This window comes from Methylobacterium sp. WCS2018Hpa-22, assembly GCF_031843785.1.
Taxonomy (GTDB): domain Bacteria; phylum Pseudomonadota; class Alphaproteobacteria; order Rhizobiales; family Beijerinckiaceae; genus Methylobacterium.
In genome coordinates this window covers 58,029-71,557 of sequence record NZ_JAVTJA010000007.1, presented here as the reverse complement: position 1 = coordinate 71,557, position 13,529 = coordinate 58,029, and the positions used below count along the sequence as shown (strand labels likewise).

General features: G+C 69.3%; 10 protein-coding genes. 7 read left to right on the top strand and 3 right to left on the bottom strand.

Translation table 11 applies throughout. The features are described from left to right. Positions 1–55 precede the first annotated feature (55 nt). From RQI43_RS11060 to RQI43_RS11030, 7 genes are all read left to right on the top strand, one after another. The gene (locus RQI43_RS11060; RefSeq protein ID WP_311275181.1) at positions 56–1,498 is read left to right on the top strand and encodes a septal ring lytic transglycosylase RlpA family protein; all 1,443 of its coding nucleotides are present in this window, start codon (positions 56–58) and stop codon (positions 1,496–1,498) included. A 165-nt stretch (positions 1,499–1,663) separates the two neighbouring features. Further along, positions 1,664–2,923 carry a D-alanyl-D-alanine carboxypeptidase family protein gene (locus tag RQI43_RS11055; protein ID WP_311275180.1) on the top strand — a complete coding sequence of 420 codons (1,260 nt, stop codon included), beginning with the start codon at positions 1,664–1,666 and terminating at the stop codon, positions 2,921–2,923. Next, the gene (tmk, locus tag RQI43_RS11050) at positions 2,920–3,615 is read left to right on the top strand and encodes a dTMP kinase (protein WP_311275179.1); all 696 of its coding nucleotides are present in this window, start codon (positions 2,920–2,922) and stop codon (positions 3,613–3,615) included. Before RQI43_RS11055 ends, tmk begins: the two co-directional genes overlap by 4 nt. Beyond that, positions 3,605–4,660: a DNA polymerase III subunit delta' gene (locus RQI43_RS11045; RefSeq protein WP_056424269.1), complete on the top strand. Its 1,056-nt coding sequence runs from the start codon at positions 3,605–3,607 to the stop codon at positions 4,658–4,660. Before tmk ends, RQI43_RS11045 begins: the two co-directional genes overlap by 11 nt. A gap of 82 nt (positions 4,661–4,742) precedes the next feature. Beyond that, the gene (metG, locus tag RQI43_RS11040; RefSeq protein WP_056424272.1) at positions 4,743–6,344 is read left to right on the top strand and encodes a methionine--tRNA ligase; all 1,602 of its coding nucleotides are present in this window, start codon (positions 4,743–4,745) and stop codon (positions 6,342–6,344) included. A 41-nt stretch (positions 6,345–6,385) separates the two neighbouring features. Continuing rightward, complete coding sequence (locus tag RQI43_RS11035; protein ID WP_056424274.1) at positions 6,386–7,183, top strand: TatD family hydrolase; 798 nt, start codon at positions 6,386–6,388, stop codon at positions 7,181–7,183. A gap of 43 nt (positions 7,184–7,226) precedes the next feature. Next, a complete protein-coding gene (locus RQI43_RS11030) occupies positions 7,227–8,030 on the top strand; it encodes an MBL fold metallo-hydrolase (RefSeq protein ID WP_056424277.1) in 804 nt (267 codons plus the stop codon). Positions 8,031–8,062: 32 nt separating this feature from the next. Here the strand turns inward: RQI43_RS11030 and RQI43_RS11025 are convergent, their stop codons facing one another. The 3 genes from RQI43_RS11025 to RQI43_RS11015 form a co-directional block, all read right to left on the bottom strand. Beyond that, a complete protein-coding gene (locus RQI43_RS11025) occupies positions 8,063–8,854 on the bottom strand; it encodes an SGNH/GDSL hydrolase family protein (RefSeq protein WP_056424280.1) in 792 nt (263 codons plus the stop codon). Positions 8,855–9,212: 358 nt separating this feature from the next. Next, positions 9,213–12,368, bottom strand: a complete 3,156-nt coding sequence (locus RQI43_RS11020) for an efflux RND transporter permease subunit (RefSeq protein ID WP_311275177.1) — start codon at positions 12,366–12,368, stop codon at positions 9,213–9,215. A gap of 1 nt (position 12,369) precedes the next feature. Then, on the bottom strand, positions 12,370–13,425 hold the full coding sequence (locus RQI43_RS11015; RefSeq protein WP_056424287.1) for an efflux RND transporter periplasmic adaptor subunit: 1,056 nt from the start codon (positions 13,423–13,425) through the stop codon (positions 12,370–12,372). Positions 13,426–13,529 lie beyond the last annotated feature (104 nt).

Sequence of the window (13,529 nt, the reverse complement as noted above, 5' to 3'; positions counted from 1 at the left end):
CGTTCCCCGAGCCCTGTATGGTGTTTCGAGAGCGTAGAGTGCTGGGCGGTTCGGTATGGCGCGTTCGACGAAGGCCGGATCGGCTCCAACGGCGGGCGTACCGCTGCTGCGCCTCCTCGCCGTGTCCGTGGTGGCATTGACCACCGCCAATTGCGCGCAGAACACCCAGAAGCTCGCTGGCCCGGCCGGGTCCTCTGGATCGTCCTACGATCCGAAATACGGTGTGAAGGCCAGTCCTCGCCTCTATAATGAGGGCGACACGATCCCCAAGGGCGGCGGCCGCCGCTTCTCGGGAAAGCCCTACGTGGTGGCGGGCCGCACCTACGTGCCCCGCGACGATGCCAAGGGCTATGTCCGCGAGGGACTGGCCTCCTGGTACGGCAGCGCGTTCCACGGCCGGATGACCGCCAATGGCGAGGTATTCGACCGTCACTCCATCGCAGCCGCCCACCCGACGCTGCCGCTGCCGAGCTACGTCCGGGTCACCAACCTCGCCAACCGCCATTCGATGATCGTGCGCGTCAACGATCGCGGCCCTTATCATGCCAACCGGCTCATGGACGTGTCGGAGGAGGTGGCCCAGGCCCTGGAATTCCACCGCAGCGGCACCGCCAAGGTCCGGGTGGAGTATGTGGGCAAGGCCTCCACTGCCGGCAGCGACGACCGCAAGCTGATGGCGACCTTGCGCACCGATGGCGCGCCTGCCCGCGTCGGCGGCGCTTCACCGGTGATGATGGCCGATCTCGGCCCCGATGCCGAAACGGAGCGTCTGTCGCGCGCGCAGCGTCCCGCCATGGCTTTCAAGCCGGCCCCTGACGAGGACGATGCAGCTCCCGCGCCACGTCCTGCCCGGCCCGCGCCGGTCCTGGTGGCAGGCGGCTCCAGCGTCGCCGTACCGGCGGCCCTGCAGCCCACCGCGTCCCGGTCGCATGCGTTCCAGCCGACCATGCCGGATCGCCCGGCACCGGACCTGCAGATGGCTCATGCCGCGCCGAAGGCGAAGGGATCGCCGCCCCACGCCGTGGCAGCGATGCGCCTCGCCTCGAACGCCGGCCCAGCCCAGAACCTTGCCCAAGCCCCTGCCCAGGCATCGAAGCACGGCGCCACGACGACCAAGGACGCGAAGACGCTCCAGGCCAAGCTGGAATCCTCCGCTCCGAAGACGAAACTCGCCCACGTGCCGGTCCCGGCGGCACCGCAGAGGATGGCGGCCGCCCCTGCTCCCTCGCGCGGCCCGGTGGTGAAGACGGCGAGCACCACGACCCCGGCACGCTCCGCGACAGGCCATGCCGCGGTGGCGAACCTGCGTCCGGCTGCGCCGCCCTCGAGCCCGCTGGGAACGGCCAAAGCCAGCGTCGCCAAGCTGTCCGTGCCTCCGGCCGGCTCGCAGCCCGTCGGCGCACAGGCCGGACGCGGCAAGTCGTCCGCCCCGGCAGTCGCCACCGCCGCAGCGAAGCCGGCCCAGCCACGCCGCTCGCGCATCGCCGAGGTCAACTGACCGTCGAACGACCGAGACCGGCGGCATCGTCTCATCCACCGTGTCGCGACATCATCGGCAAAGTTGCGTTCGATTTCGCGGGCGATCCGCTATACCATCTCGCAAGGGCGAGAACGGACCGGGCTTATCAGCCAAGCCTCGGGGCCGACGGGCATGAGGCGAACGATGCGTGCGACGACGAACCGGACGAATCTGGCCGCCGGCTTTCGGGCCGGTCTGGCCGGCTTGAGCCTGTCGGCGATCGGCTGGTTCGCAGCCCTTCCCGCCCTTGCCCAGAGTTTCCAGACAGCCGCTCCCCACGCCATCCTGATCGATGCGGATTCGGGCTCCGTGTTGTTCGAAAAGGCGGCCGACGAGCTGTTCTCGCCGGCCAGCATGGCCAAGCTGATGACCACGGAGATCGTGTTCAACGAGATCCGGCAGGGCCGGCTCAGCATGGACAGCGAATTCCAGATCACCGAGGACGCCTGGCGTCGGGGCGGTGCCGGGGGAGGCGGCTCCTCGATGTTCGCCCAGCTCAACAGCCGCATCAAGCTGTCCGATCTGCTGCGCGGCCTGATCGTGCAATCGGGCAACGACGCGGCCATCGCCATCGGCGAGGGCATCGCCGGCTCGGAGGAGAATTTCGGTCGGATGATGACCGCGCGGGCCAAGGAAATCGGCCTGACGCGCTCCACGTTCCGCAACGCCACCGGCTATTCCGCGCCCGACCAGAAGGTCACCGCACGCGATCTCGCCAAGCTGGCGATCCACCTCATCGACACCTATCCCGATCTCTACAAGATCTTCGCCGAGCGCGAGTTCACCTGGAACAAGATCAAGCAGCAGAACCGCAATCCGCTGCTGACCCTCGATATCGGGGCCGACGGGCTCAAGACCGGATATCTCGAGGAATCGGGCTACGGCCTCACGGGCTCGGCGGTCCAGAACGGCCAGCGCCTCATCATGGTGGTCAGCGGCCTCAAGACGGCGCGCGACCGCGCCGCCGAGTCGCGCAAGCTGGTGGAATGGGGATTCCGCGCCTTCGAGCCGCGCCAGATCTTCGCCAGCGGTGAGACCGTGGCCGATGCCTCCGTCTTCGGCGGGGCGCAGGGTAGCGTCCCGCTGGTGGCCAAGAAGCCGGTCCGGGTGCTCCTGCCCCGTGGCAACGGCGACCGCATCAGCGCCCGCGTCGTCTATCAGGGGCCGCTGACCGCGCCGGTGGAACAGGGCAAGGAGGTGGGCCGCCTGCGCATCACCCGCGGCGACACCCAGGCCCTCGACCTGCCGGTCTATGCCGGAGAAGACGTGCCAGCCGGTACGATCCCGCAGCGCGCCCTCGACGGGGCCTGGGAGTTCGGGACCGGCCTGTTCCGGCGCGCCTTCGACAAGGCCGGTGCCAGTGACAAGGCCAGCGCGACCGATAAGGCCGGCGCCAAGTCGTGACCGGCCGAAACCGCGGGCGGGGAGGGGTCTTCATCACCTTCGAGGGCGGGGAGGGGGCCGGGAAATCGACCCAGATCGCCCGTCTCGCGGCGCGCCTGAGCGGTGCGTCCTCCATGCCGGTGGTAACGACGCGCGAGCCCGGCGGCTCGGTCAAGGCCGAAGAAATCCGTGAGGCGTTGCTGGCTGGAACGGTGAAGCGGCACGGCCCCTTCGCCGAGGCGCTGCTGTTCTCCGCCGCCCGGATCGACCATCTCGACACGCTGATCCGCCCGGCCCTCGCCCGCGGCGAGACTGTGCTGTGCGACCGCTTCTCGGATTCGACCCGTGCCTATCAGGGAGCGGCGGGAGGCCTCGAACCAACCCTTCTCTCGGCCCTGGAGCGGGTCGTCGTCGGGGACACGAAGCCCGACCTCACCCTGATCCTCGACCTCGACCCCGTCATCGGCCTCGCCAGGGCGAAGGCCCGCGCCGGGGAGGGGGAGGCGGCCGACCGGTTCGAGGCGGAGGCCCTCGCCTTCCACACCCGCCTGCGGCAGGCGTTCCTCGCCATCGCCGCAATGGAGCCGGAGCGCTGCGTCGTCATCGATGCCGGCCTCCCCCCGGATGCGGTGGAAGAGGCGATCGCAGCCGTCCTCGCGGCCCGCCTGCCCAGCCTTCTCTCCGGCCCGGAGGCCACCGACGATGCGGCCTGACCGTGCTCCGGAGGATGTCGAACCCGGCGACCTCGCCGATATTCCACGGCCACGCGAGCAGGCCGGCCTCGTCGGCCATGCGGAGGCGGAGGCCGCCTTCATCGAAGGGATCGGCTCGGGACGCCTGCACCATGCCTGGCTCATCGGCGGCCCGCGCGGCATCGGCAAGGCGACCCTGGCCTATCGGGTGGCGCGCTGGCTCATCGCCAACCCGCGCCCCGGCCACGTCCCGGATACCCTCGCGGTCGATCCCTCGCATCCGGCGGCGCGGCAGGTGGCGGCCCTATCGCATCCCAACCTCGTGGCCCTGCGCCGGACGCGGCCACACAATGCCAAGACGCTCGCGACCAAGATCTCGGTCGATGCCGCGCGCCATGCCCTCGACCTGTTCGGCTCGACGGCGGGCAATGACGGCTACCGCATCTGCATCGTCGACAGCGCCGAGGATCTCAACGCCAACAGCGCCAATGCCCTGCTCAAGATGGTGGAGGAGCCGCCGCCGCGCTGCCTGTTCCTCATCGTCAGCCACGCGCCGGGCCGGCTGCTGCCGACGATCCGCTCACGCTGCCGTGCCCTCAACCTGCGGCCCCTGGGGGAGGGGGAGGTGGCCGAGGTCCTAGGAAGCTTCCCTCCCCCTTTCGTCCGGCCCGACCCGGAGGTCCTGGCCCGTGCCGCCGCCCTCTCCGAGGGCTCGGTGTCGCAGGGCTTCGCCATGCTCGATCCGGGGACATCCAACGTCGTCGGCGAGATGGAGACCCTGCTGTCGCGCCTCGACCATCCCGACTGGCGCCGCATCCTGGCGCTGGCCGACAAGCTTTCGGGGCGGGACGCGGACGAGCATTTCGCCGCGAGCCTCGAGGCGGTGTTCCGCTTCGTCTCCGCCGAACTCGACAGACGGCGCCACGAGCCCCCCGCTCGCCTTGCGGCCCTGGTGGAGGTGTGTGACAAGATCGCCCGCGCCGCCCGGGAGGCCGCGATCTACAACCTCGACCGCCGGCCGCTGATCCTCTCGCTGTTCGGCGACCTCGCGGGCGCCGTACGCTGAAGGGACGTGAGCCGGTTCGGCCCGTGCTCCCGGAGCCGTCCCGTGAACCCATGAACCCTGTATCCGGGGATACCGCTACGCGATGGCCAACGATCCAGGCCCCACCCTTTCCGATGCCAATGCCCTTTCCCATGCGAAAACCTTCGGCATCAGCACGGCGATCTCCTATCCCAACGGCGCGCCGCATATCGGCCACGCCTACGAGGTGATCGCCACGGACGCGATCGCGCGCTTCAAGCGCCTCGACGGCTACGACGTGCTGTTCTCCACGGGCACCGACGAGCACGGGCTCAAGATCCAGCAGACCGCCTCCAAGGCCGGGATCAGCCCGAAGGCCCTCGTCGACGACATGGCCGCGCGCTTCAAGGCCATGGCCGAGGCGCTGAACTGCAGCCACGACCGCTTCATCCGCACCACGGAGCCGGACCATTATGCCGCCGCCCAGGAACTCTGGCGGCGCATGGAGGCCAATGGCGACATCTACCTATCGAAATATGCCGGCTGGTACTCGGTGCGCGACGAGGCCTATTACAACGAGGACGAGACCGAGACCGCCCCCGACGGGACGCGCCGCGCGCGGGAGACCGGCACGGCCGTGACCTGGATGGAAGAGGAGAACTTCCTGTTCCGTCTCTCCGCCTATCAGGATCGGCTGCTGGCTCTGTACGAGGCCCAGCCCGACTTCATCGGCCCCGAGACACGGCGCAACGAAGTGGCGAGCTTCGTCCGCTCCGGCCTCAAGGACCTCTCCGTCAGCCGCACCACTTTCGACTGGGGCGTGCCGGTGCCAGGGCACCCGGACCACGTCATGTATGTCTGGGTCGATGCGCTGACGAACTACCTCACGGTCACCGGCTTCCCCGACGATGCGGATCCACGAAAAAGCTTCTGGCCGATGGACCTGCACGTCATCGGCAAGGACATCGTGCGCTTCCACGCGGTCTACTGGCCGGCCTTCCTGATGTCGGCGGGTCTGCCGCTCCCCAAGCGCGTCTTCGGCCACGGCTTCCTGCTCTCCAAGGGCGAGAAGATGTCGAAGTCGCTCGGCAACGTGGTCGATCCGATGGACCTCATCGCGACCTACGGGGTCGATGCGTTGCGCCAGTTCGTCCTGCGCGAAGTCCCCTTCGGCGGCGATGGCAATTACAGCCACGAGGCCATCATCACCCGCTACACGGCGGACCTCTCGAACGGTCTCGGCAACCTCGCCCAGCGCTCTCTCTCGATGATTGCGAAGAATTGCGGCGGCCTCGTCCCCGAGCACGGCGACTTCACGGAGGACGACCGGGCCCTCCTGGCGCTGGCGGACGCCCTGCCGGGCTCCGTGCGGGTGGCGATGGACAAGCTCGCCCTCCACACGGCGCTCGCCGACATCTGGGCCGTGGTGACGGCCTCGGACCGCTATTTCGACGCGCAGAAGCCCTGGGTCCTGCGCAAGACCGACCCTTCCCGCATGGCCGCCTCGCTCTACGTGGTGGCCGAGACCTTGCGGGCCATCGGCATCCTGGTGCAGCCCTTCATGCCGGATTCGGGCGCCAAGCTCCTCGACCTCCTGGCCGTGCCCGCCGACGGGCGGCAGCTCGCGGATATCGGGGAGGGGGGTCGGCTGGTGCCGGGCACGGCGCTCCCGGCGCCGAGCGGGCTGTTCCCGCGCTTCGTCGAGCCGGAGGCTCCCGCCGTCTGAGGCGGGGTCCGCAGCGTCACCGAGAATCCCGAGTTTTGTCCATGCTGGTCGACAGCCACTGCCATCTCGACTTCCCGAACTTCGTCGAGGATCTTCCCGGCGTGATCGCCCGCGCCGAGGCGGCGGGCGTGACGGGGATGCTCACCATCTCGACGCGAATCGCCAAGGCGCGGGTCTACGAGGCCCTGTCCGAGGCTCATCCGCACATCTGGCACACCGTAGGGACCCATCCGAATGGGGCAGGGGACGAGCCCGACGTGCCCACGGAAGAGATCGTCGCCCTCACCCATCATCCGCGCTGCGTCGGGATCGGCGAGGCGGGGCTCGACTACCACTACGAAGACGCCGCCCCGGAAGCGGTGCAGGAGCGGGTGTTCCGCCGGCATATCGCGGCCTCCCGCGAGACCGGCCTCCCCCTCGTCATCCATGCCCGCGATGCCGACGAGCACATGGAATCGGTGCTCGTCGACGAGATGAAGCGCGGGGCCTTCAAGGCGGTGCTGCACTGCTTCTCCTCGGGCCGACGCCTGGCGGAAGTCGGGGTCGAACTCGGCTTGTTCGTCTCCTTCTCGGGCATCGTCACCTTTCGGCGCTCGCACGAGCTCCGCGACATCGCCCTCGCCGTCCCCCGCGACCGCATCCTGGTGGAGACCGACGCGCCGTTCCTGGCGCCCGAGCCCCATCGCGGGCGCAGCAACGAGCCGGCCTATACCGCCGACACCGCCCGCTCCCTGGCCAAGACCCTCGACATGGAGTTCGAGGCCTTCGCGAGCCTGACGACGGCCAATTTCCACCGCCTGTTCGACAAGGCGACCCCATCCGGCGGCCGGGCGGCATGACAGCGGCCCGCGCGCTCCGATACCAGCGGACCGGGAGGTGCGGATGGGTTCTCTGACGTTGACGATCCTCGGCTGCGGCTCGTCCGGCGGCGTTCCCCGTGTGGGTTACGGCTGGGGCGCTTGCGATCCGTCCGATTCGAGGAACCGGCGGCGGCGCTGCTCGATCCTGGTGGAGCGGCGAGGGCAGGCGGGGTCCACGACCCTTCTGGTCGATACCTCGCCGGATTTGCGGGAGCAGCTTCTGGCGGCGCGGGTCCAGAGCCTCGACGCGGTGCTGTTCACCCATGCCCATGCGGACCATACCCACGGGATCGACGACGTCCGGCCGCTGGTGATCCACATGCACCGGCGCATCCCGGTCTATGCCGATGCCGAGACTCGCGCCCTGCTGACGATGCGCTTCGGTTATTGCTTCGAGACGCCGCCCGGCAGCGCCTATCCGCCGATCCTCGACATGAACGATCTCGTGGCGGGCGAGCCGGTGACGATTCCGGGTGAGGGCGGTGCGATCGAGGCCGTGGCCTTCGGTATGGAGCACGGCACCGAGAGCGCCCATGGCTTTCGCTTCGGCCCGGCGGCTTACGCGCCAGATGTCAGCCTGATGCCGGAAGCGGCCAAGGCGCAACTCCGCGGCCTCGATCTCCTCATCATCGATGCCCTGCGCGACACCCCTCACCCGACCCATTACTCTGTCTCGGATGCGCTCGCGCTGATCGAGGAGGTGCGCCCGCGCCGCGCGATTCTCACCAACCTCCACACCGATCTCGACTACGCCACGCTCGCGGCCAAGCTGCCGCCGGGCGTGGTTCCGGCCTATGACGGATTGTCGGTAAGCGTGGACCTCTAGACGCGCAGGCAGAGTGCCGGGGAGGGCGCGCGTCAGTTACGCATGGGGTCGGCCGGGATCAGGCCGGCATTGACCAGGATCTGCGCCGTGGCCGCCTTGGCGAGGCGGTCATAGCCCGCATCGGTCATGTGCAGCCCGTCGGGGCCGATCATCTGCGCCGGGCTGAGCAGGCCGCTGGCGGCCCAGGTCCGCATCAGGGCGTGACGGCGGATCACCGGCACGTCGAGCTCGGCCGCGAGGCTGTGCAACGCGTCGCCATAGCGCTCGGCACCGTTGGTCGTCGTCAGGCGGCGGCACCATTGCTGGTCCATGAGGATGACGTCGGAGCCGGCGGCGCGCATCGCCGTGATGCCCTGACGGGTCAATTCGGTGAAACGCTCCACCGTGACGCCGGTCATCGGGTCGTTACTGCCGGTCTGCCAGATCACGAGGTCGGGCCGCTCGGCCAGAACGTCCCGGTCGAGGCGGCGGGCCATGGCCTCGGCGTCATCACCACCCTTGCCGCGGTTGAGGACCGTGACGATGGGATGCTTGGCGCCAGCGACGTCGAGACGTCCCTGCAGGTCTTCCTGCAATTGGGCGGGGTAGGCGGTGGCGGGGGAGGAGGCCCCCGACCCTTCCGTGGACGAGGAGCCGAAGGCGACGATGCGGATGTCGGATCCGGCCTTCACCAGGGCGGCCACGTGGGAGAGCTTGGCCAGCGCCCGGGCGGGAATGGCCGGCTTCGATACCACGGGCTCCGCCCATGCCGGAGCGCCGAGGCCCAAAGCCACGAGGGCCAGGCCGAGGAACGGGGCGGCGCAGGGTTTGAGAAGGGTCAGCATCGGATCCGCTTCGAGAACGATCGGGGCGGGCGGTCGCGAAGACCGGTCCCACTCCGCCACGGGTTAGACACGCGGTTTGAGATAGGATTGTGACGATTGCCCCTGAAACTGGCGGATCGCTTAAGGAAGCTGGTGAGCAAGGCGTAAAGCCGCCATCTCTCGGCGACACTTCATGGAATGGTGAATCCCAGCTTCGTGTCAAGTTGGTCCTGTAAGCCCCCCTCACCCCGTTCTCCAGGGCTTCATGTTCCATAATATATCTTATGCGAATGACAGATATGGGTTTTGAAAGGGCCTGATTCGCCATCTGGGTTCGCCGTACCGTACGGTACCGACCGGCGGCTCGCTCCGGATCTCCCTAGGATGCCCGCACCGTGTCCGGCGCCCTGCCCTCGCCGGTGGTGAACAGGCCGTAGCGCAGGGCCAGGGTCGGCAGGATCAGGAGGTTCAGGACCGTCGAGGTCACGAGGCCGCCGAGGATGACGATGGCCATCGGCCCCTCGATCTCGCGGCCGGGCTCGCCGGCTCCCAGCGCCAGAGGCAACAGGCCGAGGCCGGTGACGAGGGAGGTCATCAGGATCGGCACCAGACGGTCGGCGGCCCCCTCCACCGCCGTGTCGCGGTCCCACGCCCGGCCGTCGATGGCGACGAGATGCTCGTAATGCGAGATCATCATGATGGTGTTGCGCAGCGAGATGCCGAACAGCGTCACGAAGCCGACGATGGAGCCGAGCGACAGCACGGCCCCGGTGGCGAAGACCGCCAGTACCCCGCCGACGAAGGCGAAGGGCAGGTTGACCAGGACCAACATGAGGTTGCGCGCGCTGCCCGTGACCATAGCCAGCAGCAGCACGATGCCGAGGCCCGCGAGCCCGGAGAACAGCAGCAGGTCGCGCTTGGCCCGCGCCTGGGCCTCCGCCGAGCCTGAGAAACTCACATAGACGCCGCTCGGCAGGGCCACTTCCTTGGCGATCTTGCGCCGCGCCGCCTCGACGAAGGAGGCGACGTCGCGCCCCGTGACGTTGGCGGTGATGGCCTGAACGCGCTGGGCGCCCTGATGCTGGACCTGGTAGCGCCCCGAGGTCTCGTAGATGTCCGCCACCTGGGCGAGGCGGATGAAGCGGCCGTTCGAGGAGCGCAAGGGGAGGTCGCCCAAAGCGGTGAGACGTCCCCTCGCCCCGGAATCGAGGATGACGAGGACGTTGAAGACCGCGTTGCCCTCATAGGTCTGGCCGACCACGTCGCCCTGATAGGCGGTGCGCACCACCTCCATCACTTCGACGGCCGAGAGCCCCCAATGGCGCAGGTCGTTGGGCCGGAGCCCCACATTGATCTGCGGCAGCCCCGCCGGGGAGGCCTGCTGGATATCGGTGGCGCCGCGCACCTCGGCGAGTTCGCGGGCGATGTCGCGGGCGGCGGCCTCGATCCGGGCGAGGTCGTTGCCGAAGACGTTGATGACGACCGGCGCGGTGTAGCCTGAAACCGTCTCTTCGATGCGCTCGGTGAGGAAGGTCTTGAGCGAGAAGGCGGCACCGGGAAACCCCGCCATCAGGGTACGGATATCGGCCTCGGCCCTGCCCTGCCCCGCGCCGTCGAGCCCCGGTTCGAGGTCGATATGGATCTCGCTGTAATGGGTACCGGCGGTGTCCTGCCCCGCCTCGGCGCGGCCGATCTGAGAAGCCACGGCGCGGATGCCGGGGATCTTCCGGAGTTCGGTGGTGATGCGGCCGCCGAGGCGCATGGATTCCCCCAGCGACGTGCCGGGCGCCGCCGCCATGTGCAGGATCAGGTGGCCCTCCTTCAGGTCGGGCAGGAAGGTGCTGCCGAAGAACGGCGTCGCGGCGGCGCCCGCCAGGGTCACCAGGATGCCGAAGGCGATGACGATGCGCGGTGCGCGGTTGATCCCCTGGAGGAGGCGGGTGTAGCCGCCGCGCGACCAGCGCATCACCGGCGGGTCGCGCATATCCGTCTCGCGCCGCCCGGTGAGGAGCATCATCGACAGAGCGGGAGTGACGGTGAGCGCCACGGCGAGCGAGGCCACCACCGCGAGGATGTAGGCGAGGGCGAGGGGGGCGAACAGCTTGCCGGCGATGCCGGACAGGACCAGCACCGGCAGGAACACCAGCAGCACGGCGAAGGTGGCGTAGGCGACCGCGGTGCGGACTTCCAGGATGGCGTCGATGACCACCCTCCCCTCCGGGACGGGCGAAGCGAGGCGCCGGTTCTCGCGCAGGCGTCGCACCACGTTCTCGACGCCGATCACCGCGTCGTCCACCACCTCGCCGATGGCGATGGCGAGGCCGCCCAGCGTCATGGTGTTGAGGCTCTCGCCCATGGCCTGGAGCGCCACCACGGCGGCGATGAGCGAGAGCGGGATCGCCACCGACGAGATCACGCAGGTGCGCCAATCGTACAGGAAGGCGAACAGCACGACGACGACGAGAATGCCGCCGAGCCCGAGCGCCTGGAGCACGTTGGCATTGGCGATGGTGATGAAGTTCGCCGGCCGGAACAGATCCGGCCGCAAAGCCACGCCTTCCCGGTCGAGGGCCGGGCGCAGGTCTTCGAGGGCGGCCTCCACCCGGGCGGTGACCTCGCGGGTATTGGCGCCGTATTGCGCACCGACCATGAGGAGCACGCCGCGCTTGCCGTCCACCAGGGCGGCGCTGATCGGCGGCTCGCCGGCGGCGACCACGGTGGCGACGTCGCCGAGGGTCACGCTGGCGCCGCCCTCGTTGATGAGGACCGTGCGGGCCAGTTCCTCCGGGGTGAGCGACTGCCCCTCGGTCTGGAGGGTGACGCGCTGGTTGATCGTGTCGACGAAGCCCGCCCCGCGCACGCCGGTGGCCTTGCGGGCGGCGGCGAGCACGTCGTTCATGCCGATATTGTAGCGGATGAGATCCGCCGGCCGGATCTGGACCTGGAGCGAGCGCACGGCGCCGCCATAGACCGAGACCTGACTGACGCCCGGGACGGCCAGAAGCCGGAGGCGCACGGTCCAGTCGGCGATGGTGCGCAGGTCGAGGTCGGAGCGTCGCTCCGAGGTCAGGCCGACGAGGAGCACGGTGCTGGTGGCCGAGGTGAGAGCGGTCATCGCCGGAGGCAGCACGCCCTGCGGCAGACGGCCGGCGAGCGCCGTCAGCCGTTCGGTGACGAGCTGGCGGACGCGATAGACGTCGCTGCCGGTGCCGAAGGTGACGGTGATGACCGACAGGCCCTGGATCGAGCTCGACCGCAGGGATTCGATCCCCGGCAAGCCGTTCACCGCCACCTCGATCGGTTGGGTGACCAGCACCTCCACCTGTTCGGGATTGAGGCCGGGCGCCTCGGTCTGGACCACCACGGAGGGCGGCGCGAATTCGGGGAACACGTCGTATTTCGCGTCCCCCAGCACGTAGATGCCGTAGCCGGCGAGCGCGAGGCTGAGCGCCAGGACGATGCCGCGAAAGCGCACCGCGAAGGCGACGAGAGCCGCCTGGGGGCCGCTCGGTGAAGCGTTCGGAACGTCGCTCACGTCAATCGTCGTCCACGCCGCCGGAGACGGAGAGCAGGCTCTTCATCTCCTCGGACAAGAGCGCCTGCGCGCCCGTCAGCACGATCTCGGTCTCACCGGGCAGGTCCTCCACCACATAGGCATCGGCCGACATGGGCGGGTCGGCCTTGAGGGCGTGGCGGGCGAAGGCGTCGGGCGCCACCGCGCGGTAGATCCAGGTTCCGCCCTGCCAATGCACCACCGCATCCTCGGGCACGCTGATGCCGGTGACGCTCCGGTCGGAGGCGAGGAAGGCGAGCATGCTCATGCCGGGCAGGAAGCCGCTATCGCCCGGCACGGTGTAGAAGTAGCTGAGGCCCTGGATGCGCTGGTCGGTGCGGGTGGCCGGCGAGACGTAGCGCAGCGCGATCCGCGCGCTCTGCGGCGGCACCTCGGCGAAGGCGGCGGCGGGTTGGCCCTTGATGCTCTCGCCCGGCGGCAGGGTCACCTGGACCAGGAAGTCGACGCGCTCGATCAGCCGGGTGATGGCCGGCGAGCGCTCGACGATGGCCCGTCCGATCACCGGCCCCCATTCCTGCTGCGCCGTGGCGGCGAGGGTGCGGACCTGCGATTCCGCCGCCGCCAGAGCGGCCTGATCGGTCTGGAACGTGCCCTCGGTTGTCTCGACCTGGACTGTCGTGGCGTAGGGGCCGAGATTCTTGGCGCGCTGGAAGGCGTTGCGCGAGACCTCGACCCGGGCCTGGGCGGTCTGGAGCTGCGCCCTGGCGCTGGCGTAGGAATTCGTCAGGTCGGTGACCCTGGCGACGTCGAGGACGCTGCCATAGGCCTGGAGTTCCTCGCGGTGCGGCGCGTAAGGGCGGACCTGCGTGGCGATGCCGAGACGCTCGCGCTCCTCCGGCTTGAGCCGGACCACGGTGCGCCCGTCCTCGATGGCGGTGCGCTGGGCCGGAAGATGGCGCGGGGCAGGGGGACCGGGGGCGACCCGCTCCCGCAGTTCGGCGATGAGGGCCGTGCCGGCTTCGCTCACCGCGAAGGCGGCGATTCCGGCCACGATTCCCGCGAAGAGGAGACCACGCACCCACGACACCAGAACCGCCCTCCCCGGCCTCGCGATCGATACGCCGCGTTGTCCCTCGTGAACGGATACAGCGTCGCCCCGCAACCCGATACGGGCGATGCCGG